The organism is Pantoea sp. GCM10028869, assembly GCF_042666835.1.
Classification (GTDB): domain Bacteria; phylum Pseudomonadota; class Gammaproteobacteria; order Enterobacterales; family Enterobacteriaceae; genus Pantoea; species Pantoea leporis.
Genome location: NZ_JBHTGO010000002.1, coordinates 453,671 through 479,822, shown reverse-complemented (window position 1 = coordinate 479,822; position 26,152 = coordinate 453,671). Strand labels below are relative to the sequence as shown.

21 protein-coding genes are annotated in these 26,152 nt (G+C 55.0%); 9 read left to right on the top strand and 12 right to left on the bottom strand.

What is annotated here, in order from left to right:
* Positions 1 to 12 precede the first annotated feature (12 nt).
* Together ACFQW4_RS06395 and fabA are read left to right on the top strand one after the other, a co-directional pair.
* On the top strand, positions 13 to 1,875 hold the full coding sequence (locus ACFQW4_RS06395) for a Lon protease family protein (RefSeq protein ID WP_271459963.1): 1,863 nt from the start codon (positions 13 to 15) through the stop codon (positions 1,873 to 1,875).
* Positions 1,876 to 1,942: 67 nt separating this feature from the next.
* Complete coding sequence (gene fabA / locus ACFQW4_RS06390; protein ID WP_101760924.1) at positions 1,943 to 2,461, top strand: bifunctional 3-hydroxydecanoyl-ACP dehydratase/trans-2-decenoyl-ACP isomerase; 519 nt, start codon at positions 1,943 to 1,945, stop codon at positions 2,459 to 2,461.
* Between the two features lie 66 nt (positions 2,462 to 2,527).
* On the opposite strand, the gene rmf is transcribed toward fabA, so the two are convergent.
* The 6 genes from rmf to rlmKL all read right to left on the bottom strand — a co-directional run bounded on the left by rmf (position 2,528) and on the right by rlmKL (position 10,475).
* Positions 2,528 to 2,695, bottom strand: coding sequence for a ribosome modulation factor (gene rmf / locus ACFQW4_RS06385; protein WP_377724407.1), 168 nt, complete (start codon positions 2,693 to 2,695; stop codon positions 2,528 to 2,530).
* A 269-nt stretch (positions 2,696 to 2,964) separates the two neighbouring features.
* Positions 2,965 to 3,531 (bottom strand): membrane integrity-associated transporter subunit PqiC, encoded by a 567-nt coding sequence (gene pqiC, locus ACFQW4_RS06380; RefSeq protein ID WP_101760925.1) that lies wholly within the window; start codon positions 3,529 to 3,531, stop codon positions 2,965 to 2,967.
* Positions 3,528 to 5,171: an intermembrane transport protein PqiB gene (gene pqiB / locus ACFQW4_RS06375; RefSeq protein ID WP_377724405.1), complete on the bottom strand. Its 1,644-nt coding sequence runs from the start codon at positions 5,169 to 5,171 to the stop codon at positions 3,528 to 3,530. Before pqiB ends, pqiC begins: the two co-directional genes overlap by 4 nt.
* Positions 5,143 to 6,426 carry a membrane integrity-associated transporter subunit PqiA gene (gene pqiA, locus ACFQW4_RS06370; protein ID WP_101760927.1) on the bottom strand — a complete coding sequence of 428 codons (1,284 nt, stop codon included), beginning with the start codon at positions 6,424 to 6,426 and terminating at the stop codon, positions 5,143 to 5,145. The genes pqiB and pqiA overlap by 29 nt, the downstream gene beginning before the upstream one ends.
* A 15-nt stretch (positions 6,427 to 6,441) precedes the next feature.
* A complete protein-coding gene (locus ACFQW4_RS06365) occupies positions 6,442 to 8,352 on the bottom strand; it encodes an ABC transporter ATP-binding protein (RefSeq protein WP_101760928.1) in 1,911 nt (636 codons plus the stop codon).
* Between the two features lie 5 nt (positions 8,353 to 8,357).
* Positions 8,358 to 10,475, bottom strand: a complete 2,118-nt coding sequence (gene rlmKL, locus ACFQW4_RS06360) for a bifunctional 23S rRNA (guanine(2069)-N(7))-methyltransferase RlmK/23S rRNA (guanine(2445)-N(2))-methyltransferase RlmL (RefSeq protein WP_101760929.1) — start codon at positions 10,473 to 10,475, stop codon at positions 8,358 to 8,360.
* 108 nt (positions 10,476 to 10,583) lie between these two features.
* On the opposite strand from rlmKL, the gene ACFQW4_RS06355 reads away from it, so the two are divergent.
* Positions 10,584 to 11,693 carry a YcbX family protein gene (locus tag ACFQW4_RS06355; protein ID WP_101760930.1) on the top strand — a complete coding sequence of 370 codons (1,110 nt, stop codon included), beginning with the start codon at positions 10,584 to 10,586 and terminating at the stop codon, positions 11,691 to 11,693.
* A gap of 5 nt (positions 11,694 to 11,698) precedes the next feature.
* Here the strand turns inward: ACFQW4_RS06355 and ACFQW4_RS06350 are convergent, their stop codons facing one another.
* The 5 genes from ACFQW4_RS06350 to ACFQW4_RS06330 form a co-directional block, all read right to left on the bottom strand.
* Positions 11,699 to 12,241 carry a cell division protein ZapC gene (locus tag ACFQW4_RS06350; RefSeq protein ID WP_101760931.1) on the bottom strand — a complete coding sequence of 181 codons (543 nt, stop codon included), beginning with the start codon at positions 12,239 to 12,241 and terminating at the stop codon, positions 11,699 to 11,701.
* A gap of 148 nt (positions 12,242 to 12,389) precedes the next feature.
* A complete protein-coding gene (gene pyrD / locus ACFQW4_RS06345) occupies positions 12,390 to 13,400 on the bottom strand; it encodes a quinone-dependent dihydroorotate dehydrogenase (protein ID WP_137385510.1) in 1,011 nt (336 codons plus the stop codon).
* A 119-nt stretch (positions 13,401 to 13,519) separates the two neighbouring features.
* Positions 13,520 to 14,521, bottom strand: coding sequence for a glycosyltransferase (locus tag ACFQW4_RS06340; RefSeq protein WP_280172652.1), 1,002 nt, complete (start codon positions 14,519 to 14,521; stop codon positions 13,520 to 13,522).
* Between the two features lie 2 nt (positions 14,522 to 14,523).
* Positions 14,524 to 16,041, bottom strand: coding sequence for a lipopolysaccharide biosynthesis protein (locus ACFQW4_RS06335; protein WP_137385508.1), 1,518 nt, complete (start codon positions 16,039 to 16,041; stop codon positions 14,524 to 14,526).
* Between the two features lie 97 nt (positions 16,042 to 16,138).
* Entirely contained in the window at positions 16,139 to 16,966 is an 828-nt protein-coding gene (locus tag ACFQW4_RS06330) for a hypothetical protein (protein ID WP_101760935.1), read from the bottom strand.
* A gap of 755 nt (positions 16,967 to 17,721) precedes the next feature.
* On the opposite strand from ACFQW4_RS06330, the gene ssuE reads away from it, so the two are divergent.
* The 5 genes from ssuE to ssuB are packed head-to-tail and all read left to right on the top strand — an operon-like array spanning position 17,722 to position 21,988.
* Positions 17,722 to 18,273, top strand: coding sequence for an NADPH-dependent FMN reductase (gene ssuE, locus ACFQW4_RS06325; RefSeq protein WP_101760936.1), 552 nt, complete (start codon positions 17,722 to 17,724; stop codon positions 18,271 to 18,273).
* Between the two features lie 10 nt (positions 18,274 to 18,283).
* Entirely contained in the window at positions 18,284 to 19,252 is a 969-nt protein-coding gene (locus tag ACFQW4_RS06320; protein WP_336767395.1) for a sulfonate ABC transporter substrate-binding protein, read from the top strand.
* Between the two features lie 2 nt (positions 19,253 to 19,254).
* Positions 19,255 to 20,400, top strand: a complete 1,146-nt coding sequence (gene ssuD, locus ACFQW4_RS06315; RefSeq protein WP_008102354.1) for an FMNH2-dependent alkanesulfonate monooxygenase — start codon at positions 19,255 to 19,257, stop codon at positions 20,398 to 20,400.
* 11 nt (positions 20,401 to 20,411) lie between these two features.
* Positions 20,412 to 21,200, top strand: coding sequence for an aliphatic sulfonate ABC transporter permease SsuC (ssuC, locus tag ACFQW4_RS06310; RefSeq protein WP_192234541.1), 789 nt, complete (start codon positions 20,412 to 20,414; stop codon positions 21,198 to 21,200).
* The gene (ssuB, locus tag ACFQW4_RS06305) at positions 21,197 to 21,988 is read left to right on the top strand and encodes an aliphatic sulfonates ABC transporter ATP-binding protein (RefSeq protein ID WP_192234391.1); all 792 of its coding nucleotides are present in this window, start codon (positions 21,197 to 21,199) and stop codon (positions 21,986 to 21,988) included. Before ssuC ends, ssuB begins: the two co-directional genes overlap by 4 nt.
* Positions 21,989 to 22,069: 81 nt before the next feature.
* Here the strand turns inward: ssuB and pepN are convergent, their stop codons facing one another.
* Entirely contained in the window at positions 22,070 to 24,685 is a 2,616-nt protein-coding gene (pepN, locus tag ACFQW4_RS06300; protein ID WP_377724398.1) for an aminopeptidase N, read from the bottom strand.
* A gap of 238 nt (positions 24,686 to 24,923) precedes the next feature.
* Here pepN and pncB point away from each other — a divergent pair, with 238 nt between their 5' ends.
* Positions 24,924 to 26,144 carry a nicotinate phosphoribosyltransferase gene (pncB, locus tag ACFQW4_RS06295; protein ID WP_377724396.1) on the top strand — a complete coding sequence of 407 codons (1,221 nt, stop codon included), beginning with the start codon at positions 24,924 to 24,926 and terminating at the stop codon, positions 26,142 to 26,144.
* Positions 26,145 to 26,152 lie beyond the last annotated feature (8 nt).

The following is a 26,152-nucleotide window of genomic DNA, read 5'->3' as shown; positions in this document are numbered from 1 at the left end:
CTTTTTTCCTGGATGCAGCAAGGAAAAACATGTTGCAGCCGTCACAATCCGGGCCGGAACTCCGCCGTGATTAACCAGGTTGATTCCTGTATAATCGCGCTTTTCCTAAATCAGACTAATGCGAATATTTTGACCAGCACTCAAATTACGTGGCAAGCCCTGCAGCCGGATAGCGACCGCTACCAATCCATTTTCTCGAACGTCTCACTGGAAGATTGCGATAGTCTTGCCGCGGTTCAGCCGCGTCTGCTGAATGCGCTGGCGCATTTGCATCATCAAACCCTGGGTTTTCCGCTGCTACTGTTACGCAGTCAGGAAAACAGCGATTACCTGGCCTGCATCGCCGAGGCGGCGCAACGTTTCCAGCCGGATGAGATTTCTCTTTACGGTGGCGACTATCATGTGATGGGCGATACCGTCAGTCTTCTACCGCCAACCGATATCAATCGCCCCTTCACCAGCCAGGGCGGCGTGCATTTCGCCGACTGGATTGAAGCTGAACAGTTGTTCGGTTGCGTACGTCAATATAAAGACCGTGTGCAGCCTGAACCGGGCTTACTGCATCGCGCCAATGGCGGTACGTTGATTCTTGCGGTCAACACTTTACTGGCACAGCCGCTGCTGTGGCTGCGTTTGCGTAAGTGTATTGAGCAAGGTCGCTTCGATTGGTATTCACAGGATGAGCGTCAACCATTGCCCGTCGCCATTCCCCCGCTACCGTTGCAACTGCGTCTGGTACTGTGTGGCGACCGTGATGCACTGGCGGCCTTCCAGGAAATGGACGTCGAAGTTCATGAGATGGCGCTGTATAGCGAATTCGAAGAGAGCTTACAAATTCTCGACGAAGATGACATGACGTCATGGTGCCAGTGGACGCTAACGCAAGCCGAACAAGCCGGATTAGCGCAGCCTGAAGCCGATTTCTGGCCATTGTTGATCACCGAAGCAGCACGCATGACCGGTGATCAAGACACGTTGCCGCTTTGCCCGCGCTGGCTGCGTCGCCAGCTGCAAGAAGCGGCGCTGCATGGCGACAGCATCAATGGCGAAGCATTGAAAGAAGCGCTGGAAGCGCGCCAATGGCGTGAAGGCTTCCTCGCCGATCGCATGCGTGATGAAATCCTGCTTAATCAGATCATGATTGAAACCGAAGGCGAAGTGGTTGGGCAAATTAACGGCCTTTCGGTGGTTGAGTTCCCAGGCCATCCGCGTCCATGGGGAGAACCTTCGCGCATTACCTGTGTGGTACATCCGGGCGATGGCGAGTTCACCGATGTGGAGCGCAAAGCCGAATTAGGTGGCAACATCCATGCGAAAGGCATGATGATTATGCAAGCCTACCTGATTGCCGAGCTGGAACTAGAGCAACAGCTGCCCTTCTCCGCTTCACTGGTGTTTGAACAATCCTATTCCGAAGTGGATGGCGACAGCGCCTCGCTGGCCGAACTCTGTGCGTTAATCAGTGCGCTGGCTAATCAGCCGGTTAACCAGCAGATTGCGGTGACCGGCTCAGTTGATCAGTTTGGTAACGTGCAGCCCGTCGGCGGCCTGAACGAAAAAATTGAAGGGTTCTTCCAAATCTGTCATTCACGTGAATTGACCGGCAAGCAAGGTGTCATTTTCCCTGCCAGTAACGCGCGCCATCTCAGTCTGAATCAGGATGTTGTGGAAGCGGTTAAGGCCGGACAATTCCATCTTTGGGCCATTGAGAGCGTAGATGAAGCGTTGCCGCTGCTGACCGGCATTGCCTGGCAGAGTGAAAGCGGCGAATCTCTGCTTAGTACCATTCAGGAACGTATTACCCAGCTGAACCAGCAGGAAGCTCGCCTGCGTCCGTGGCCACTACGTTGGCTCAACTGGTTCAACCACAGCTGATAACATTGCTCAGCGTACAACTGTTCGCTAATATTCGGGCTTCACTAAAAGAAGGCATATTGAGAACATGGTAGATAAACGCGAATCCTATAGTAAAGAAGACCTGATTGCCTCGGGTCGCGGCGAACTGTTTGGCGAAAATGGACCGCCGCTTCCATCCAACAACATGTTGATGATGGACCGCGTGGTCAAAATGACCGAAGACGGCGGTAAATTCGATAAAGGTTTCGTCGAAGCCGAACTGGATATCCGCCCTGACCTGTGGTTCTTTGACTGCCACTTCATTGGCGATCCGGTAATGCCGGGTTGCCTCGGCCTCGATGCGATGTGGCAGCTGGTGGGTTTCTACCTCGGCTGGCTGGGCGCAGAAGGTAAAGGCCGCGCGTTGGGCGTGGGTGAAGTGAAGTTCACTGGACAAGTCCTGCCTACCGCCAAAAAAGTGACCTATAAAATTCACTTCAAACGTGTGATTAACCGTAAACTGGTGATGGGCGTGGCAGATGGCGAAGTCTTCGTTGACGGGAACCTGATTTACTCTGCGACCGATTTGAAAGTGGGTCTGTTCAAAGACACCTCAGCTTTCTAATCCTTCCAAATGAAAACCTCCGCACGCAGCGGAGGTTTCTTCCATAATGTTAGACATCCAGCAGTGCTAGGCCACCGCTGACCTGTCCTCCATGGCTTGACGCCAACCTCCCAACCAGTCAGACCGTGCATCGATCAATTGATAAGGGCATATCTCTTTCGAGCGGCCCGTAATACCGGCTTGGTAGCCTCGTGAATGTGCTCGTTCCAGGCGGTCTCTCTTCTGTCTCTTCATGCCTCGTTTCCCTCATTTCAGGTCTGGTGGAATCTGGGTGGAAAGAAAGAGTGGCGATATAATGTTCAACCACAGTAATGTTCTAACCCGATGCCGAAGAAAGGTCAATGCGCAAAATTCACGCCAATGTCATGTTTTTGACGTTAAAGTGCCATGTAGAATTGTCAGTTGATCGTCTATCTGGCTGATTAGGCAATAAAAAAAGCCCCTGATTTGACTGCGATCACACTACAGTAAATCAAGGACTTAGCATAAGCATCGAACAAATCTTAATTTAGCGAAACGACACTATTTGCGATTTGTTGTGCGGTTTGCTGCCAGCCGAGAGCCAGAGTACGTACCAGCGCATCATAGCCATCTTCGGTTTGCGGCAGCGTCAGATTAAAGCCATGTTTGATTAGGCGTCCTTGATGCTGCAGTAACCATTCGCCACTCACCACCACTTGTCCATCGTAGCGTCCCTGGAAACCGGTAACGTTTACCGACAGCGTATCGTGCGTATCGCCCAGCGGCGCACCGGCAACCAGGCGGCCAGGTAGCGCTTTACTGAGATTACTGATCAACGTTTGCTGCAGCTGTTGATCGAGCGGACTGGCCCACAGGTTATTGGCTGCAATCACGTACTTCACATCGCTGGTCTGATAGACCAGGCCGTTGCCCGCCATGTAATCCGGTACCGTCACTTGCTCAACCCAAATCATCGGTTGGCCAGTGCCCGCGGCACTTTCAACGCGCGCCACATTGCTGCCCGCAGGCAGCTGATAATAGGTATTTTCAATGGTGCTGCTGCAGCCTGCCAGCAGCAAAAGCGCCCCGATAATTAGCCCTTTTTTCACTGTTTCGCCCTCTTTGGCTGTGGATCCTGGTCCGGCTTGGCCTCAAACACCAGCGCGTTACTTTTGCTATTCAGCGTTTTCAGCACCGGCTGCAGTTCTCGCAATACCTGATCAAGCCGCTGCATATCGCCCACCAGCTTGCTGTAAGCCGGTGAACCTGGCTGCAGCCCTTTCATGCTGCGGTTCAGTTCGCGCAGGGTTTGCTGCATGTCTGAAGGCAGGGTTTTCATCGCCGGATTCGCCGTGACCTGATTAAGGTTATCCAGCGTTTTCTGCAGCCGCTGCAGGGTGCGCTGGCTCTCTTTCAAGGTACCTGTGGCTTCATTCAGCACTGGATTAAGTGGCAAGCCGTTGATCTTATCCAGCGCCGCCATCAGTTTCTGCTGAATCTGCGCCAGGCCACCGCTGACGGTTGGAATCACTTCCAGGCCAGCCACCTGATTCGGGCCTTGATACGCCGGTGCGTTATCGTAGAAATCGAGGTCGATAAATAGCGCGCCAGACAGCAGGTTGCCGGTTTTCAGCGTCGCACGCAGACCGCGTTTTTTGCCATCCTGCAGATGCTGCTCAAGATTGAAATCTCCGCCCAGGCGATTAACAAACCGATCCGGCTCAATGCGAATCAGCACCGGCACACGATAATCCGTATTCAGCGCCTGATTCACGCCCGGAATCATATAAGGCACTTGTGACACCGTACCCAAACGAATGCCGCGGAACTCAACCGGTGCGCCAACCTGCAAACCGCGAATTGAATCGGTGAAGAACAGCAGGAAATCGGTATGAGCACTGTAGAGCGAATCCTGGATGCTGCGCTGATCGTCGTACAGATGGTATTCCGCCTTGTTCTCCGCCGCCCGGCCCAGCTCAGCGCCGTCCGGCACATCAAAGCTGACGCCGCCGCTGAAGAGCGTAGTGAGCGATCCCATCTCTACGCGCATGCCTGATGCAGACATATCGACGGCAATACCGCTGTCTTTCCAGAAACGCACGTTGGTGGTGATCAGGCGATCGTAAGGCGCCGAGATAAACAGCTGATAAGTCATCATGCGTTTATCGGTATCAAAGTTGCTGGTTTCCACTGAACCTACGCGATAACCGCGGAACAGTACCGGATCGCCCGCATTAAGCTGACCGGCTTTTTTGCTGTCGAGCGTTATGCGAATGCCTTTGGCATCCGGCGGCGCCAGCGGCGGTGCATCCAGCAGTTGATAACGTTCCGGCTTATCGCCCTTCGCGCCCGGCTGCAGCTCGATATAGGCACCGGAAAGCAGTGTGCCCAATCCGGTAATGCCTTCGCGACCAATTTGCGGTTTCACCACCCAAAATGCGCTGTCGCCCTGTAGCAACTTTTCCATGCCGGCATTAAGACGCGCTTTAATTTCTACATGGTGCAAATCGTCGGTCAGAACCGCGCTTTCCACCACACCGACGTTGACGCTGCGGCTCTTAATGGTGGTTTTACCGGCTTCGATGCCTTCCGCATTTTCGGTAATCAGCGTCACTTCCGGGCCCTGATGGCTGAAGTGATAAAAAAGAATCCATCCGCCGATTAACAGCGTGACGATAGGTACAATCCAGACCGGCGACCAGCGTTTAATCTGGTCGACCTTAGCAGTCCCGTGATGGTTGTCCGTCAAGACGCGGCTCCTTACGTTCAGTTTCTCGTTGTCGATCCCACAGCAGGCGCGGATCAAAGGTCATTGCGGCAAACATGGTGAGGATGACCACCATGGCAAACAGCAGCGCGCCCGGCGCAGGATACACACTCATCAGCCGACCCATCCGCACCAGCGCAGAGAGAACGGCGATTACAAACACATCAATCATTGACCAACGGCCAACGAATTCAACCACCTCATAAACCACGTGCATCTTTTCATCATCGCGCCCACCGCGTCCGCTGCCGTGCCAGCACAGCCAGGCAATCGCCAGCATTTTCAGCGAAGGCACCATGATACTGGCGATGAAGATCACCAGCGCCACCGGCCACGAACCGTCGCTCCATAGCAAAATTACTCCGGCCATAATGTTCGAAGGATATTGCGAACCGAGCGTTTCGGTCACCATGATCGGCATGATATTTGAGGGAATGTAGAGCATCACCGAGGTGATCAGCAGCGCCAGCGTCCATTGCAGACTGTGCTTGCGGCGCGCATGCGCCTTCACACCACAACGCGGGCACGCCAGTTGGTCAGCGGGCAGAATCGCGGTACAACACGGGCAGCTACGCAAACCTTGCTTCAGGCCGCTAACACCGGCCAGCGGCGTTTTCGGCAGCGGCGGTAAAGGATTGATGCGGCGCCACACCCAACGGCGATCAACACATTGAAAAGCGCGCAATTGCAACACGCAGAACAGACACCACGGCCAAAAACTGCTGCCGAGGCCAATCTCACCATACGCCATCAGCTTAACGAAACTGACCAGCACGCCAGCCATAAAAATTTCCGCCATGCCCCAGCTACGCAGCTGAAACAGCACGCGCGCCAACCCAAGCCGCAGGTTGTGCGGCATGCGGACGTTATTGACCAGCAGAATAATGGTGATCATGCAGAAGGCAGGAATGCCCTGCACAAACAGCAGAAACAGCGTTGCCAGGCTGCGGTAATCTTCGCGATCCATCACCTGGGGGATTTCCAGCAGCGATATCTGGCTGCTCAATCCCGCGACGTGCATATTGATGAAAGGAAACAGATTGGCCAGCACCAGCATAAACAGCGCCGAAAAGGCGTAGCCGGTCGGACGTCGACGCGGCTCCTGCCAGTTGGCTTGCAGCGTGGTGTGACAACGCGGGCAACGCGCACGGCTGCCAACCGGTACAGCGGGCAGCTTTACTGTTAAATCACACTGTGGACAAAGACTCCACTGATGCGCTTGATCCGCTGCACACATGCTGACTCCTTCCGATTACGCGCCGTTTTTCAGTGCTTCCAGCTCTTCCCAGCGTTCGAACGCCACTTCCAGCTCCTGCTCGGTTTGCGCTAACGCATCCAGAACCGGCTGGGTTTTATCGTGTGGCTGGCTGAAGAAATCTGGATGACTCATTTTAGCCTGCAACTCACCGATGCGGGTTTCCAGCTGCTCCAGTTTTTGTGGCAGCTGTTCCAGCTCACGTGCCAGGTTATAGCTTAGCTTGTTGGCCGGACGTTTGGCGGAGTCACTTTTCTCAGCGGTTTTCACCGGTGTAGCCGGTTTAGCCTGCGAGGCTTTGCCCTGCTTATAGGCTGCGCGCTGCTGCTGAGCATCGTGATAGCCACCGACAAAGGTGCCGATTTCGCCGTTGCCTTCAAAGATCCAGCACTCGGTCACGGTGTTGTCGACGAATTGACGGTCGTGGCTCACCAGCATCACGGTGCCCTGATAACCATCCACCAGCTCTTCCAGCAATTCCAGCGTTTCGACGTCGAGGTCGTTGGTCGGTTCATCGAGAATCAGCAGGTTGCTTGGCTTGAGGAACAGACGCGCCAGCAGCAGGCGGTTACGCTCACCGCCGGACAAGGCGCGCACCGGCGTCATGGCGCGTTTCGGATGGAACAGGAAGTCCTGCAGATAACCGAGCACGTGGCGCGGTTTGCCGTTAACCATCACTTCCTGTTTACCTTCAGCGAGGTTATCCATCACGGTACGATCCGGATCCAGCTCAGCGCGGTGCTGATCGAAGTAAGCGATTTCCAGCTTGGTACCGCAATGCACGCGGCCGCTGTCGGCTTTCAGCTGATCCAGCATCAAACGCAGCAAGGTGGTTTTACCGCAACCGTTAGGGCCAATCAGGGCGATTTTGTCGCCGCGCTGCACCTGAGTAGAGAAGTCTTTCACCAGGGTTTTGCCACCCACGCTGTAATTGACATCTTCCATCTCAAACACGATTTTGCCTGAACGTGCCGCTTCGCCGACTTGCATATTGGCTTTGCCCATCACTTCACGACGTGCAGAGCGCTCGTTACGCAGCGCTTTCAGGGCACGTACACGGCCTTCGTTACGCGTGCGGCGCGCTTTGATGCCCTGACGGATCCACACTTCTTCCTGCGCCAGCTTGCGGTCAAACTCGGCGTTCTGCATCTCTTCGACACGCAGCGCTTCTTCTTTGCCGGTCAGGAACACATCGTAGTTGCCCGGCCAGGAAACCAGCTTGCCGCGATCAAGATCGACAATGCGCGTCGCCATGTTGCGAATAAACGAACGGTCATGCGAAATGAAGATGATGCTGCCGGTGAATGTCTTGAGGAACGTTTCCAGCCAATCAATGGTCTCGATATCAAGGTGGTTGGTCGGTTCGTCGAGCATCAGTACGCGCGGGTTGCTCACCAGCGCGCGGCCCAACGCCGCTTTACGCAGCCAGCCGCCAGATAGCGAAGACAACTCGGTATCCGCATCCAGACCAATCTGTTGCAGCACGTCGTTGATGCGGCTATCCAGCTGCCACAGATTCTGATGGTCAAGGATGGTTTGCAAACGGCCCATCTCGTTCAGGTTCTTCTCGCTCGGATCTTCCATCACCAGATGGGAAATCGCGTGATAAGCCTTGAGATGCTCCGCCTGCTCGGCCACGCCTTCGGCAACGAAGTCATAAACAGAACCGGTAATGTTGCGTGGCGGATCCTGTTGCAGACGCGCCACCACCAAATCCTGCTCATAAATGATGCGGCCGTCATCCAGCGGCTGTTCGCCGTTGATGATTTTCATCAGCGTCGATTTACCGGCGCCGTTACGGCCAACCAGACAGACGCGTTCGCCTTCTTCGATATGCAGTTCGGTGTTATCCAACAGCGGCGCATCGCTGAACGAGAGGTAAGCGCCATGGATACTGATCAGTGACATAAAACTTATTCCTTACCGGCGTGGCTAACCAGCCAGCAGTTGTGAATTTGACGGTTGCGCGCGAAATCCTGCGACAGCGTTTTTTGGGTAATTTCCTGCGCCTGCAGACCCAGACGTTCTAAGCCGTCGAGATCCATTTTGAAGCCGCGCTTGTTGTTGGAGAACATAATGGTGCCACCGCGACGCAGCAAACGTTTCAGGTTCTGCATCAGCATCATGTGATCGCGCTGCACGTCGAAATCGTCTTCCATGCGCTTAGAGTTAGAGAACGTCGGCGGATCGATAAAGATCAAATCGAACTGTTCGTCACTCTCACGCAACCAGCTCAGGCAATCGGCGTGCATCAGGCGATGATTACGGCCGGTTAAACCGTTAAGGCGCAGGTTGCGCTCGGCCCACTCCAGATAAGTACGCGACATATCCACGGTGGTGGTGGTTTTCGCGCCACCTAAACCGGCGTGTACGCTGGCGGTACCGGTGTACGCAAACAGATTGAGGAAATCTTTGCCTGCGCTCATTTTGCCCAGCATCTGGCGCGCGATACGGTGATCGAGGAACAAACCAGTATCCAGATAATCGGTGAGATTCACCAGCAGGCGCGCATCAAATTCCTGCACTTCGAAGAAATCGCCCTTCTCACCCAGCTTTTGATACTGGCTTTTGCCTTTCTGGCGTTCGCGGGTCTTCATTACCAGACGATTCGCCGGGATCTCCAGCACGCTCAGCGTAGCGCTGATCACATCGAACAGACGCTGACGCGCTTTGTTGGCGTCCACGGTTTTCGGCGGCGCATACTCCTGAATCACCACCCAATCAGCGTAACGATCGACCGCTACGTTGTACTCAGGCAGATCGGCGTCATACAGACGATAACAATCGATATTCGACTGACGCGCCCATTTATCCAGCTTCTTCAGGTTCTTGCGCAGACGGTTAGCAAAATCTTCCGCGATCTGCGCGCCGCCTTCTGCACTGGTTGCAGCCAGCTGATAGTTTTTCTGCACGCACTCCAGCGGGCCGTTTTTGGCTTTAAACTGACGATCGGCACGCAGTTGCAAGCAGCTCAGCAGCTCTGGCGAGGCGCTGAACAGCGACAGATTCCAGCCGCCGAAGTTCTGCTTCATGATGCGGCCCAACTGGCTGTGCAGCGCAATCAGCGCCGGTTCGCTTTCCAGACGCTCACCGTACGGCGGATTGCTCAATACCGTGCCGGTAATCTCTTTGCCCGCCAGCGGATTCTTCAGCTTAATCACATCCTGCTGCGCAAAGGTGAACAGCTCGAACACGCCTGCACGACGGGCGTTGGCGCGCGCTGATTCCAGCACGCGACTGTCATTATCGTAGCCAAAGAAACGGGCGGTCGCAGCGGCGGTACCCACGCGTGCGCGCTCTTTCGCGGCAGCATGAACTTCCTGCCACGCAGCCTGATTGTGTTTCTTCCAGCGATTGAAGCCCCAATGGGTACGCAGCAGGCCAGGCGCGCGATCGCAGGCAATCAACGCCGCTTCCAGCAGCAGCGTACCGGAACCACACATCGGATCGACCAGCGGCGTGCTGCTCTGCCAACCGGAACGCATCACGATGGCTGCCGCTAAGGTTTCTTTTAGCGGCGCTGCGCCGGTTTGCTGGCGATAGCCGCGCTGATGCAGTGAATCACCGCTTAGATCCAGCGCGATGCTGACGCGATCTTTGTTGAGCCACGCATTGATGCGGATGCCCGGTTGTTCACGATCAACGTTCGGGCGCTCCAGATTCTGGCGGGTAAAACTATCGACGATGGCATCTTTAATGCGCAGCGCACCGAACTGGCTATTGCGGATCACCTCGTTGGTGCCGCTAAAATGGATGGCAAAACTGGTGTTGCTGTCGAACATCTCGGTCCACGGGATACTTTGCGCCCCCACGTAAAGATCGAGATCGCTCCAGACGCCAAATTCTCCCAGCGGCAGCAAAATGCGCGAAGCCAGACGGCTCCACAGCAGGCTTTGGTACATTACATGGTCGTCGGCCTGGAAGTGGACGCCGCCCTGCACCACCTGCAAATCCTGCGCACCCAGCGCGTCTAGCTCACTTTTCAACAGCTCTTCGAGCCCACGCGCCGTACTGGCAAACAGAGAATTCATATCGTCACTTTTTACTCTTGCTTAAATTGCTGCGCATTATAGCGAATCAGCGTGCTATGTCATAAAGTTAGCTTCTTTAAAACTTATGACCCCTTTTTGGGAGTGGTGATGATTACGCTTTCACGCCTTTACATCCATCCCGTTAAATCTATGCGCGGTCTGCAACTGTCACATGCGCAGGTGCTGGAAAGCGGTCTGGGCTTTGATCGCATCTTTATGGTGACCGAACGGGACGGCACGTTCGTGACCGCCCGCCAGTTTCCGGAAATGGTGCGCTTTACCCCGGCGCTGCTGCCGGACGGGCTGTTTCTGCAGGCACCGGATGGTTCGCAGGCGCTGATCCGCTTCGCTGATTTCACCGCTGAGCAGTCACCCACCGAAGTCTGGGGCAACCATTTCACCGCGTGCGTTGCACCTGACGCGATCAACAACTGGTTAAGCACCTTCTTCCCGCGTCCGGTGCAGCTGCGCTGGACCGGCGTGCAACCGACGCGCCGCGTGAAGCGTTTTGATCATGTGCCACTGAGTTTCGCCGACGGTTTTCCTTACCTGTTAGTGAATATGGCCTCGTTGCAGGATCTGCAACAGCGCTGTCCGGCCAGCGTGCGCGTTGAGCAGTTCCGTCCCAATCTGGTGGTGAGCGGCGCGGCTGCCTGGGAAGAAGATAGCTGGAAACGCCTGCAAATTGGCGAGATCACCTTTGAGATGCCGAAACCGTGCAGCCGCTGCGTGTTTACCACCGTCGGTACCGAAAGCGGCCGTAAACATCCTGATGGCGAACCGCTCTCGACCTTGCAGAGTTTTCGCAGCGCGCAGGATGGCAGCGGCGATATCGATTTCGGCCTGAATTTGATCGCCCTTAATAGCGGCATTATTCGCGTCGGCGACGCGGTGACCATTATCGAGAAGCAAACCCCACGCGCTTACGGTGCGGGCGTCGTGGTCGAAACGCTGGCGCCAGCCGCCAGCAGCCGCAGCGCGGTGACCATCGATTATCAGGGTTCGAGCTTTAGCGGCGACAATCAGCAAGTGCTGCTGGAACAGCTGGAAATGCAGGGTTTCCGCATTCCCTACTCGTGCCGCGCCGGGATTTGTGGCAGCTGCAAAGTGACGTTGGTGGCGGGTGAAGTGAAAGCACTGAAGAAAAGCGCGGTGCGCGCCGATGGTACCATCTTAAGCTGCAGCTGTATTCCGGCAGGCGATATCGAACTGGCGTAAGCCGATTACACCGCCCGCGCAAAGTGGGCGGTTTGTTCCTGCTGCTGCGGACGCAGACGATCGTTCATGATCTTAATCGCATCACCCAACTGCATACCTTTACCCGCCACGGTTAGCGCGTTTTGCGCTAATAAGCACAGCGCGGCATTTTCACCGCTTTCAACCACAAACAGTTGCGCCTGTTCGCCGCTATCAGCCAGCGTCACCGCCACCATATCGCCCGCAGCGGGCTGCCAGCTGTGCGCGTGATTGGTGAAGTGCCAGCTTTTTGGCATCAGGGGTTTGAGAAAACGACTGGCCACCAGCGCGTTTAACACTAACTCCGCACGCTGATCGCCTTTTAATCCACTCTGACGGCAACGTTCTTCAAAGCTAAAATAGAGCGCGGCGTCATCAACGCAAAAACCGCTGACATTAAATGCATCAGGCGTCAGCATTTTGCGCGAGAAGCGCGAGCGAAATAACATGCCGTCGGCTAAATCCAGCATCATGCGGTCATGATCAGCGTCGAAATACCAACGCCAGTTGTCATCAGGTTTGATTTTCATGATCTGCCCTGTGGTTTATCGCTGCGCTAAACGGCGCTTAATTAAAAAAATAAATCTGAGAAAAAGCTGAAAAATGCATCAGCAGGACAAAATATAAACGAGCCGAAGGGATAAATAAACCCCTCGGCGCAGTAAAGTGGGAAATGTCTTAGAGGTGGGTTACGATATCTTTAATTAAGCTTGGGCCTTTATAAATAAATCCAGAGTATATCTGCACTAATGTTGCGCCCGCGGTAATTTTCTCACGCGCAGAAACCAGCGAATCAATACCACCGACGCCGATAATGGGTAAGCGGCCCTGCAGCTCTTGCGCCAGGCGGCGAATCACTTCGGTGCTGCGTGACTGCACCGGACGACCACTTAATCCGCCCATTTCTTCGGCATATTTAAGGCCGGTCACCAGCGAACGATCAAGCGTGGTATTGGTGGCAATCACACCATCAATATTGTGACGCACCAAACTGTCGGCAACCTGGATCAATTCTTCTTCAGTCAGATCCGGCGCGATCTTTACCGCCACCGGCACATATTTAAGGTGCCTTGCCTGGAGTTCTTGCTGTTTTAATTTGATGGCAGAAAGAAGATCGTCCAGCGCTTCGCCATATTGCAGCGTGCGTAATCCTGGCGTGTTGGGTGACGAAATATTGATGGCGATATAACCGGCGTGGGCATATACCTTTTCCATGCAGATCAGATAATCGTCTTTGCCTTTCTCGACCGGCGTATCTTTATTTTTGCCAATATTGATGCCGAGAATGCCCTTAAAGCGCGACTTTTTAACGTTGGCAATCAGATGATCAACGCCGAGATTATTAAACCCCATGCGGTTAATAATCCCTTCGGCAGGCACCAAGCGGAACATACGCGGTTTATCATTTCCCGGTTGCGCCAGCGGCGTTACCGTTCCCACTTCGACAAAACCAAAGCCCATCGCGCCGAAGGCATCAATGCACTCGGCATTCTTATCGAGACCGGCCGCTAAGCCGAGCGCGTTCGGGAAGGTTAATCCCATGCAGGTTACCGGACGTGATGGCAGCGACTGGCGAATCAGCCCTTCCAGCGGGGTGCCGCTAATAAAACGCAGTTGTTGAAAGGTGAGTTCGTGCGCACGCTCAGGATCAAGCTTAAACAGCGCTGGCCGGACGATAGGATATAACATGCACTCTCCTCAATGACGGAAACCAGGGAAGTCGGGGTGCACGGGAAAATGTGCGCCAGAATGGTAAGGTGCGCTGGCGCAAAAGTAAATTGTTCTACTGCATCACAATTTGATCGTTATCAGCGTCGTGCAGAATAGCGGCCAAGCTGTTCGCGACACGCCTGCAAGCCACTGTAAATCGTCGGACAATACCACATCAGCTTCAGACGCGCGCTATGTTGCAATACATTGCGCACCAGCTGATTCACCTGCGGTTGCCAATCCGTTGGGATCACCATGTGATTTTTGCGCATCTGCGCCAGGCAGCTGTGCATCACCGTTTGGTAATAGCTATCCAGCAACGCTGCATCCACCGGCAGTTGCCGATCGCGCAGGAACTGTTCGCTGCTTTCACGCGCAATAAAGTAATTTTTCACATAGGAAAAATCGCGCGTGCTTTGCGACAGCGACGTCAGCATAAAGCGTTTGTAGTAGTAGCTTTGGCTGGTGCAATAAATGTTACGCGCCTGCAGATAGAGCGCAAACATGTAAGGCGCATCTTCATGGTTTTGAATCGGCAGAAACTGCAGCGCCAGTTGATCAATCAAGCGACGCGAAATGATGCTGCTCCACACGACGCGATGCGCCGACTGATGCTGCATCAGCGTACGTAAACTGGTGCTGCCGCCGGGCAGTAATCCACTGACATGACGCTGGTGAATGGTTTGATAGTGGCGCTGCGCGGCAGGCACATCAAAAAACATTTTCGCGCCAAAGCAGAACAGATCGATATCTTCATGGCGCGCCTGCACGCGACGGAAGTCGGCGAACAAATCGGTGGAGACAAAATCATCCGCATCCATGAAGTAAACAAAATCACCGGTTGCGACAGAGAGCCCTTTCATACGCGCGGCGCTGACGCCGCCGCGCTCACCGCTCAGCAGGATCACCTGCGGATGCTGGGCCGCAAACGCCGTGAGCCAGGCTACGCTGCTGTCACTGGAACCATCGTCGATAACAATGATCTGTTCCGGCGGCGATGACTGACGCAGCAATGAACCCATCGCTTCTGGCAGCCAGGGCGCGCAATTCCAGTTCGGTATGATGACCGAAACCGAAGGGATACGGTGAGATGACATCATGCTCATCCTCTTTCCTCAACGTTAAACAACGGAATTCTAAGACGCTTCAACACCACGCTGTGCAGCAGACAGCAGACGCCGAGATTGAACGCGCCAATCAAGCCAAGCCACAGCAGGTTGAGCCAGCGATTTTGGTTCCACTCGATCGGCAGCAAGGTGCTCAGCCAGGCGACAGCCGCAGAAACCGCCCAAATCAGCATCACGTCGCGGGTTAACCAGGTGAAATGAATGCCCGGCGCAAAGCGGCGATGCACCAGCCACGCCCAGCCCACCAGATAGAAGATGTTCTGGCCCAGCCACAGCCAACCGGTGCCGAGTGCGCCGTAGTGAATGGCACACCAGATGTTGAGCGGCACCAGCAGCACGGCAAAGCAGGTGAAGCCTTTCATGTGCAGCTTGAGGTTGCCGTTGATGTATTGCAGGTGATAGAGCAAACCGCAGATGGCCTGAATGCCACTGCCTAATGCGTACAGGCTAAGGACAAATGACATCTCATCAACAATCTGACTTTTCTGCGTCCACGCCCACAGCAGCGGGCCGGCGTAACAGGCGATGGTGATACTGAGCGGCGCCATAAAGATCGCCACCGCCTGCGTGGTGTAGCGGTAAAGTTTCAAGGACTCCGCATCGCCCTCTTTGCGGGTTTTCATGCCGGTCATGCGTGGCACGATGGCCTGCATGATCGGGCTACTCAGCAGCAGAATGCCGGTCGCGGCGGTCGCCACCACGGTAAACGAACCGTATTCACTTAGCGGCAGCGTCTTGGAGAGCACCAGTCGGTCGATTTGCGAAATAAAGGTCCACACCGCACTGGAAAATGCCGCGCTGAGCGCAAAACGAATAAAAGGTTTCAGCACCTCTTTCAGATCGCCGCGCTTCTCTTTGCGCGCCGCTTTGGGGATCAGCTGACAGGATTTGTAGATACAGCAGGCCGCTTCGGCAATCGACACCAGCAACTGCCAGACAAAGAACGCCAATACCGCATTAGAGAAGAATTGAATCACCAGCACCGCGCCAAAGGTGCGCAAGGTGGTGATAATCAGGTTGACGCCGTTCAGCCACACCTGATGTTCGAAGCCCACAATCACGCTGCGATACGGACTGGTGCGCCAGCGTATCGCCGCAGTGATCACCATAATCGCCACGGCAATCACCACATCGCCCGCCGGAAGATGACGCGCATCCAGCCAGTGCGTGGCAATCCATGGCGTCGCCAACCAACCCAACACCACCAGCACAATCGTGGAGAACAAGAAGAATTTGGTCAGCGTGGCAAACAGCGCCGGGAACCAGACAAATTCCGCCTGATTAGCACGATAGCGCGCCGCTTCCCGCATCAAGGTGGTCGAAACACCGGCATCGAGTAATTGCAGCCAGGTTAATAAGATCGAAAAGAAGCCCACTAAACCGTAGGCTTCCATACCTAAGTGTTGAATATAAAGTGGTACAACCAAAATACCTGACAGCGTCAGATAGATTTGACCAACATAGTTGGCAATCGCGTTACGTTTTATAGACATAGGTGTTTTGGCATCTGGGGATTATCTCAGTGGCCTTAAGCGTGACATAAAAGTATTCACGCGCACACCGGAGTTATTCTTAAAATTAACGTTGGTGCTAAGCGCCCAGCTTTTTTCTCATTTTCATCATGGAGAAATAGATGTCAGGTTGTTTCAACATGAGTTTTTCCATTGCACCTTTGGCCGGGAAGTTTTCCGCAAAGTAGGTTAATGCATGGCGGGTATTATCTGAGAATTTATCGGCACCACTTAACTCGTGCTGGACTAATTGTAATAAGCCGCTGCGTAAATAACTTTCCCGATAGCGGTTTCGCTCCGGAATATAGTGTGACAATCGCGTGAGTTTTTCATAATCGGTAATAAATTGCTGATAGGTTAAGCGCGGCGAGGCTTCTACCTGAGTCGTCAGCGACGCTTCACTGGCGTAATCGAGCACCCACGCCGTTTGCGTATGCAGTAATCCGGCCAGCATCACATCCTGAATACGCGTCAGCGGCCCACCCGCGCGGGCCAGCCCAGCACGCAAGATCACCACAAAGCCGCCCTGCTGCCACCAGCGCTGCGCATGCAGTTGCTGAAACAGCTGCAGAGAAGAGTGTAAACCGTTCGCCAGCTCGCGCTTCGCCAGTGAGACCACAAAACAGTTCAGCTCGGGACGCTGGTCACTGAGCTTTGCCACGTCCTGCAGCAGGTTGGCCGGCAAGGCGCTGCGTTCCGCGCTGAACAGCAGGAAATCATCTTCAGCCGGCGTGCTGTGCGGAAAGGTCGGCAGCAATGACGAGGTGAGATGCGATCCCGCAGCATCGGGTTGCAGCCAGTAACATACCAGCTCTTCTGCAGCGTTAGGCGAAGGTGAGATGCAATTGAAGGTGGCAGGCGCGACCCGCTGCTCAGTTAAATCCTGAGCAAATGAAGAACTACCCATATATATCTCCCTAAAAATAAATTGGTTTGCCGCAACGGCAGTTCACGCCACAAAACGCGGGCGTAAATAAATAAGTGAAATATCGTTATCGTGTTCTAGCGGAAATTAGCTCAACCAATTATAAACAGGCCTGGAATTGTAATTCCAACCACGATTAGCATTAACATGTAACTTACGAAATTAATTGTTCAGCGCGGCTACATGAAGTGTGATGTTGATCGGCGAAAATTTGCATGACTTGTAACAAGCGGATTGAATAGTGCGTATTTTATTAACCTTTATTCGCGTTTAGACATAAATTTCGTGAAATAAAAACCACGGTAAATTAGGAAATAAACAACTGATGCTCAGTTTTATCCGATTCATGAGGGAGTGAATAGTGGAGAATTGTTTATCTTTTTCCATAACTTTCAATATCAAGCACTGCATGCAATCGGTAACTGCGCGGTCTGTATAAATATATTTCTCTGGTTACTACTCTGTTTTACCCATGCATTACGCCCTTTAATCATTAACGTCATTCACTGAGGCCGCAGGATTTATATAACCGCACCCTTGCAGCCTCGCTTTTCAGATTATACCTAAGCGCCTGAAACCTGCGTTTTCATCCCCTATTTATATGTCACTGGCTATCCCATTTTGCGACTTAGGATTACCAGATAAATCATTTAAGCCTCGCTGCCTGCTCTGACAGTATTGAACACATCAGTTCTGAATATCAGATAATCAATAACTTTCAGTTATAAGGAGTGACCATGCGGGTTATTACGCTGGCGGGCAGCCCTCGCTTCCCTTCACGCTCTACTGCGCTGCTGAGCCTGTGCCAGCACGCGCTGGAAGCACGCGGTGTCGAAGTGATTCCATGGAATATTCACAACTTCCAGCCTGAAGATTTGCTCTATGCACGCTTCGATTCTCCCGCATTGGCCGCGTTGAAAGCCGATTTGGCGCTGGCGGATGGCGTAATTGTCGCCACGCCTATTTATAAGGCTTCGTTTTCCGGCGCACTGAAAACCCTGCTCGATCTGCTGCCCGAGCGCGCGCTGGAACACAAAGTGGTGTTGCCACTGGCCAGCGGCGGCAGTGCTTCACATCTGCTGGCGGTGGACTACGCGCTGAAGCCGGTACTCAACGCGCTAAAGGCACAGGAAGTGTTGCACGGCGTGTTCGCCACTGACGGCCAGGTTACCGATTACGACCGCCAGCCGCTGCTCGATCCGCTGCTGTCGCAACGCATTGATGAAGCGCTGGATACCTTCTGGCACGCGCTGCATCGTCGCCACCCACCTTACGCACAAGCGGTATAAAGGAAGAGAGATGAAAAGGATATTGACGGGTTTACTCATGCCAGCCGTCGCGGCGCTGCTCACCTTGAGCGTGAGCGCGCAGGCCGCCGACGCACCTGAACAGTTGCGTATCGGTTACCAGAAAGGTTCGGTGAGCATGGTATTGGCGAAAACCCACAAGCTGCTGGAGCAGCGCTTCCCGCACACCAACATAAAGTGGGTGGAATTCCCGGCGGGCCCGCAGATGCTCGAGGCGCTTAACGTCGATAGCATCGATTTGGGCAGCACCGGCGACATTCCGCCGCTGTTTGCGCAGGCCGCAGGTGCCGATCTGCTGTATGTCGGCTCGGAGCCACCCAAGCCGCAAGCCGAAGTGATTTTAGTGCCGAAAGACAGCCCGATTCACAGCGTGGCCGAACTGAAAGGCCATAAAGTGGCGTTCCAGAAAGGCTCCAGCTCGCACAACCTGCTGCTGCGTGCGCTGGAACAGGCCGGGCTGAGTTTTAAAGATATCCAGCCAACCTATCTGACGCCTGCCGATGCGCGCGCCGCGTTTCAGCAAGGTGATGTTGATGCCTGGGCAATTTGGGATCCTTACTACTCTGCCGCGCTGCTGCAAGGCAACGTGCGCGTGCTGGCCGACGGCAGCAAACTCAATCAAACCGGCTCCTTCTATTTAGCCACGCGCAAATACACCGAGACGAACGGCGCCTTCGTGCAGCAGGTACTGAATACCTTCAGCGAAGCCGATGCGCTAACGCGCAGCCAGCGCGACCAGAGTATCGATCTGCTGGCGAATGCGATGGGCTTACCGAAACCGGTGATTGCCAGCTATCTCGACCATCGTCCACCGACCACCATTACGCCGGTCAGCGCCCATACCGCGCAGGCCCAACAGCAAACGGCCGATCTGTTTTATGCCAATCATCTGATGCCGGTAAAAGTGAATATTGCTGACCGCATCTGGCATCCACAATCCGCCCAGCCTAAAGGAAATTAATCATGAGCGTATCCGTATTTTGGTTTCTCCCGACGCACGGCGATGGCCACTATCTTGGCACCGCGGAAGGTTCGCGCCCGGTTGATCATGGTTATCTGCAACAGATTGCGCAGGCAGCGGATCGCCTTGGCTTCGGCGGCGTGCTGATCCCTACCGGCCGCTCCTGTGAAGATGCCTGGCTGGTGGCGGCGTCATTGATTCCGGTTACGCAGCGTCTGCGTTTCCTCGTCGCACTGCGTCCGGGCGTGATTTCACCGACGCAGGCGGCGCGTCAGGCCGCCACGCTGGATCGTCTGTCGAATGGTCGCGCGCTGTTTAATCTGGTCACCGGCGGCGATCCGGAAGAGTTAGCCGGCGATGGCGTGTTCCTCGATCACCGTGAGCGCTATGAAGAGTCCGCTGAGTTTACCCGCGTCTGGCGGCGGGTGAGCGAAGGCGAAACCGTCGATTACGAAGGCAAGCATGTGAAGGTGCGCGGTGCGCGTCTGATGTTTAAAGCGGTGCAGGAACCGCGTCCGCCGCTGTGGTTTGGCGGATCATCAGATGCCGCACAGGATCTGGCCGCTGAACAGGTCGATGTCTATCTCACCTGGGGCGAACCGCCGGCGTTAGTTAAAGAGAAGATTGAGCAAGTGCGCGCCAAAGCGGCGGCACAAGGCCGCACCGTGCGCTTCGGGATTCGTCTGCACGTGATTGTGCGCGAAACCAATGAAGAAGCGTGGCAAGCGGCGGATCGCCTGATTGCCCATCTCGACGATGCCACCATTGCCAAAGCGCAGGCCGCGTTTGCGCGCACCGATTCGGTAGGCCAGCAGCGCATGGCCGCACTGCACGGTGGACGTCGCGACAAGCTGGAGATCAGCCCGAATCTGTGGGCCGGTGTCGGCCTGGTGCGCGGCGGCGCAGGTACCGCGTTAGTGGGCGATGGCCCAACCGTGGCGGCGCGCATGCAGGAGTATCAGGATCTCGGCATCGAGACCTTTATTCTCTCCGGCTATCCGCATCTGGAAGAGGCTTATCGCGTGGGTGAGTTGCTGTTCCCGCACCTCGATTTGGCGATTCCGGAAGTGCCGAAGCCGCGCGTGGTGCAAGCGCACGGTGAAGCGGTGGCCAACGATTTCACGCCGCAAAAAGTGTCGCAGAGCTAAAGGAGCAGATGATGGCGAACGTTAAAAAACAGCTAACGAATGCTGTACTGCCCTGGGTTTTACCGGTGGTGCTGATTGCGCTGTGGCAACTGGCATCGCAAGTGGGTTGGCTGTCGACGCGCATTTTGCCGTCGCCGGAAAACATCCTCATCACCTTCTGGAAGCTGACGGTGAGCGGAGAACTGTGGCAAAACCTGGCGATCAGCAGCTGGCGTGCCGCCATCGGTTTCTCTATTGGTGGCTCGATTGGTTTGATTCTGGGTTTGATTACCGGCACCTCGCGCGTCGGCGAACGCTTGCTGGATACCTCGGTGCAGATGCTGCGTAACGTGCCGCATCTGGCGCTGATTCCGCTGGTGATTTTATGGTTCGGCATCGACGAATCCGCCAAGATTTTCCTCGTGGCGCTGGGCACGCTGTTCCCGATTTACCTGAATACTTATCACGGCATTCGTAATATTGATCGGGGTTTGGTCGAGATGGCGCGCAGCTACGGCTTGTCTGGCTGGAGCCTGTTCATTCAGGTGATTCTGCCGGGTGCGCTGCCTTCGATTATGGTTGGCGTACGTTTTGCCCTTGGCCTGATGTGGCTGACGCTGATTGTCGCCGAAACCATTTCCGCTAACTCTGGCATTGGTTATCTGGCGATGAACGCCCGTGAATTCCTGCAAACCGACGTGGTGGTGGTGGCCATCATTCTCTATGCCCTGCTCGGCAAACTCGCCGACGTCGCGGCACAACTGCTGGAGCGCGTCTGGCTGCGCTGGCATCCGGCTTACCAAGTGAAGGAGAACGCATGAGCAACGCAACCCTAAATCCGGCGCGCTTAAATCGCGGTACACCGGTTGGTGTAAATGGCGTCAGCAAGCAATATGGCGATCGCACCATCCTGAATAATATCGATCTGCATATTCCCTCCGGGCAGTTCGTCGCCGTGGTCGGCCGTAGCGGCTGCGGGAAAAGTACCTTGCTGCGCCTGCTGGCGGGTCTGGAATCCACCACGCGCGGGGCGTTGCTGGCGGGCAATGCGCCATTATCCGAGGCACGCGAAGATACGCGTTTGATGTTCCAGGATTCACGCTTACTGCCGTGGAAAAAGGTGATTGATAACGTTGGACTGGGACTGAAAGGCCGCGAATGGCGCACCGCCGCGCTGGAAGCACTCGAAGCCGTGGGATTGGCGGATCGTGCCAACGAGTGGCCTGCCGCGTTGTCTGGCGGGCAGAAACAGCGCGTGGCGCTGGCGCGTGCGCTGATTCACCGCCCAGGTTTGCTGCTGCTCGATGAGCCGCTCGGGGCGCTGGATGCGTTGACGCGTATCGAAATGCAGGGATTGATTGAGTCGCTGTGGCAGCAGCATAACTTCACCGTGCTGCTGGTGACGCACGATGTCAGCGAAGCGGTGGCTATTGCCGATCGCGTATTGTTGATTGAGGAAGGCCAGATTGGCCTGGATTTGATCGTCGACTTACCGCGCCCACGCCGTCGCGGATCGGCACGTCTGGCAGAGCTGGAAGCGGAAGTGCTGGATCGGGTGATGAAGCGCGGCTCGTCAGAACAGCCGTTGAAGTTTGCGCAGCAGAGTTAATTTTGAAGACGCGCGATAAATCGCGCCGCTACGAATGCATACATTTATTCGTAGCGGCGCAATTTATTGCGCATGGTTTTCTTACGCGTTTAACGCCTTGGTGATTTTCTCGTACAAATCGCCCGACAGCTTATCCAGCCCTTTCAACGTTTCCAGCGCTTTACGCATCAGCGCCTGACGATCGGCATCGTAGCGTTTCAGGCGAATCAGCGGCTCGATCATGCGTGCAGCCACTTGCGGGTTGCGCGTGTTGAGATCGGTCAACATCTCCACCAGGAACTGATAACCGCTGCCATCTTTAGCGTGGAACGCTGCTGGATTACCAGACGCGAACGCACCAATCAGTGAACGGATGCGGTTCGGGTTGCCCATGGTGAACGAACGGTGATTCAGCAGCTCACGCACGTTGCTCAGCACGTCCGCCGCTGGACTGGTGGCTTGCAGCACAAACCATTTATCCATCACCAGACCATCCTGATGCCAGCGCTCATCATAGGCCGCCAGCAGCGTATCGCGACATGGCAGGTTCGCTGCCACCGCGGCAGACAGCGCCGCTAATGCATCGGTCATGTTGTTTGCCTGCTGATATTGCGCCTGCACCAGCTTGTCCGCCTGTGCCGCATCGGCGAAGGCCAGGTAACCGAGGCAGACATTTTTCAGCGTGCGCTTGCCAATCTCCGCGTGCTCAATTTTGTATTCGCTGCTTTGGCTGGCCAGATAGAGCGCAAAGAATTCGTCACTCAGCTCTTTAGCCAGCGTACGCACCAGCGCATCGCGCACCGCTGAGATCGCCAGCGGATCGATGACATCAAACAGTTCGGCGATTTCATTCTCAGACGGCAGCGAGAGAATCAACGCTTTCAGCGCCGGATCGCCCTGCTCATCCAGCAGCACAGCGCGGAACGCATCAGCCACATGCAGCGGCAGCGACAGCGGCTGGCCCTGCTGATGACGTGCGACGTTGAGGCGAATGTAGGTTGCCAGCAGGCTTTGCGCCGCATCCCAGCGCGCAAAGTCATTACGCGCGTGGCGCATCAGGAAGGTGAGTTGCGCATCGCTCCATTTATAGTCGAGCTTCACGGGCGCAGAGAATTCACGCAGCAGCGATGGCACCGGCTGGAAGTAAACGTTATCGAAAATAAAGGTCTGGAACTCTTCGGTGACGTTCAGCACGTGATGCACCGGATGACCGTTATGCTGCAGCGGGATCACCTTGCCTTCGTTATCGTACAGTTCGATATCCAGCGGAATGTGCAGCGGCAGCTTCTCTTTCTGCTCGGCGGTGGCCGGCGTGCGCTGGGTGACGTGCAGCGTGTACTGTTCCAGCTCTGGATTGTAGTCATCGCGCACCGTCAGGATTGGCGTGCCCGCCTGGCTGTACCAGCGGCGGAACTGCGACAGATCGACGTTCGAGGCATCTTCCATCGCCTGCACGAAATCATCGCAGGTGGCGGCGCTGCCATCGTGACGCTCGAAATAGAGTTGCATGCCTTTCTGGAAACTCTCTTCGCCCAGCAAGGTGTGCATCATGCGGATCACTTCTGACCCTTTCTCATACACCGTTAAGGTATAGAAGTTGTTCATTTCGATCACCTGATCCGGACGAATCGGGTGCGCCATTGGGCTGGCGTCTTCCGCGAACTGCGCACCGCGCATCACACGTACGTTATCGATACGGTTCACCGCGCGCGAACCGAGATCGGAGCTGAACTCCTGATCGCGGAATACTGTCAGCCCCTCTTTCAGGCTGAGCTGGAACCAGTCGCGGCAGGTCACGCGGTTGCCGGTCCAGTTGTGGAAATACTCGTGACCGATCACCGCTTCAATGCCGAGGTAATCTTTGTCGGTGGCGGTTTCGGCTTTCGCCAGCACATATTTGGAGTTGAAGACGTTAAGGCCTTTGTTCTCCATCGCCCCCATATTGAAGAAATCCACCGCGACGATCATAAAGATGTCGAGGTCGTACTCAAGGTTAAAGCGCTCTTCATCCCACTTCATGCTGGCTTTCAGCGAGGTCATCGCCCAATCAGCACGATCAAGGTTGCCGCGATCGACAAAGATCTCCAGCGCCACATCGCGGCCTGAACGCGTAATAAAACTATCACGTAATACGTCGAAATCACCCGCCACCAGCGCAAACAGGTAGCACGGTTTCGGGAACGGATCTTGCCACTTCACCCAATGGCGGCCATCTTCATGGCGACCGCTCTCCAGCTTGTTACCGTTGGAGAGTAAATAAGGATAACGCGCGGCATCGGCAATAATGGTGGTGGTGAAGCGCGCCAGCACGTCTGGGCGATCGAGATACCACGTAATATGGCGGAAACCTTCGGCTTCACATTGGGTACAAAGCGCATCGCCGGATTGGTATAACCCTTCCAGCGCGGTGTTTTTATCCGGATGAATGTCATTAATGATGGTCAGAGTGAAGTTGTCCGGCAACTGGTTGATGAACAACGCGCCCTCTTCTTCGCGGTAATGCGGCCACGGATTGCCATCCACCGCCAGCGATACCAGCGTGAGGTCTTCACCATCCAGACGCAGTTCGGCATCGGTAGCGCCCAAACGCTTCACCTGACTGACCGCCGTGACACGCGTCGAAGCCGCATCCAGATCAAAAGTCAGGTCGATATCGGTAATGGTGTAGTCCGGCGCACGGTAATCGTGGCGATATTTAATTTGCGGCTGTTGCGTCATGAGTCCTTCTCGCATCGTTAAATCGTTAATATGTTGACCCGTCAAAGTCTAAGCGGGTTGTGCCTCTGTTGCCACGGTCAATGCGTGCGTTCGTTGAAAAGGCTACAATTCATTAACAATGGCACAAATGACCCTCGACCTGCCACCCGCAATTATGGTGTGATCGCGGTCATTACTGTTTTATACTCCTGCGTCTTTATGACTTTGTTGAACACCGGGCTCTGCTCCGCGGAAGAGGATGCTGAAACGCACCATGACTGGACATGCTTCCCCGATTTTGACCACGCTGCTTGATACCGATGCGTATAAGCTTCACATGCAGCAGGCCGTCTATCATCGCTATTATGATGTCCCGGTTACGGCGGAATTTCGCTGCCGTGGCGACGAACTGCTCGGTATTTATGCGGACGAGATCCGCGCACAAATTGAAACCCTGCAAACGCTCGCCCTGAGCGACGATGAGTATCACTACCTCAGCGGGCTGCCTTTCTTCCAACGCGATTACCTTGACTGGCTGCGCCAGTTCCGCCTCGATCCCTCACAAGTCAACGTGCGTAACAACAACGGCCATCTGACCATTCAGATCAGCGGGCCGTGGCGTGAAGTGATTTTGTGGGAAGTGCCGTTGCTGGCGCTGATCAGTGAAGTGGTGCATCGCCATCGCACGCCGCAGATGGGGGTGGATCAGGCGGTTGCGCACTTGCAGCACAAGCTTACGAATTTCCGTCAGCAGGTCGGCGATTGGGATATGTCGCGCTTCCAGCTAATGGATTTCGGCACGCGTCGCCGCTACTCCAAAGCGGTACAGGAAGCAATTGTCGCTACGCTTAAAGCGGAGTTTCCGTGGCTGGTGGGCACCAGCAACTATGATTTGGCGCGTCGCCTGCAGCTTAATCCGGTGGGTACACAAGCGCATGAATGGTTTCAGGCGCACCAGCAAATCAGCCCGGTATTGGCGAACAGCCAACGTGCGGCGCTGCAATCCTGGCTGGATGAGTATGACGATCAGTTAGGCATCGCTTTAACAGACTGCATCACCATGGATGCTTTCCTGCGCGACTTTGGTCCGGGCTTTGCGCATCGCTATCAAGGCCTGCGTCACGACTCCGGCGATCCGCTGGAATGGGGTGAAAAAGCCATTGCGCACTATCAGCGGCTGGATATCGATCCGAAAAGCAAAACGCTGGTGTTCTCGGATAACCTCAATCTGGACAAAGCGCTAGCGCTCTATCGCCACTTTGGCCAACGTGCCAACGTGGTGTTCGGTATCGGAACACGCTTGTCCTGCGATATTCCGGACGTGACGCCGCTGAATATCGTGATCAAACTGGTGAGCTGCAATGGCAAACCGGTGGCAAAACTCTCCGACAGCCCCGGCAAAACCATTTGCCAGGATAAAGCCTTCGTGCGCGCCTTACGCAAAGCCTTCGATCTGCCGCTGGTCAAAAGAGCCAGCTGATTCTTATA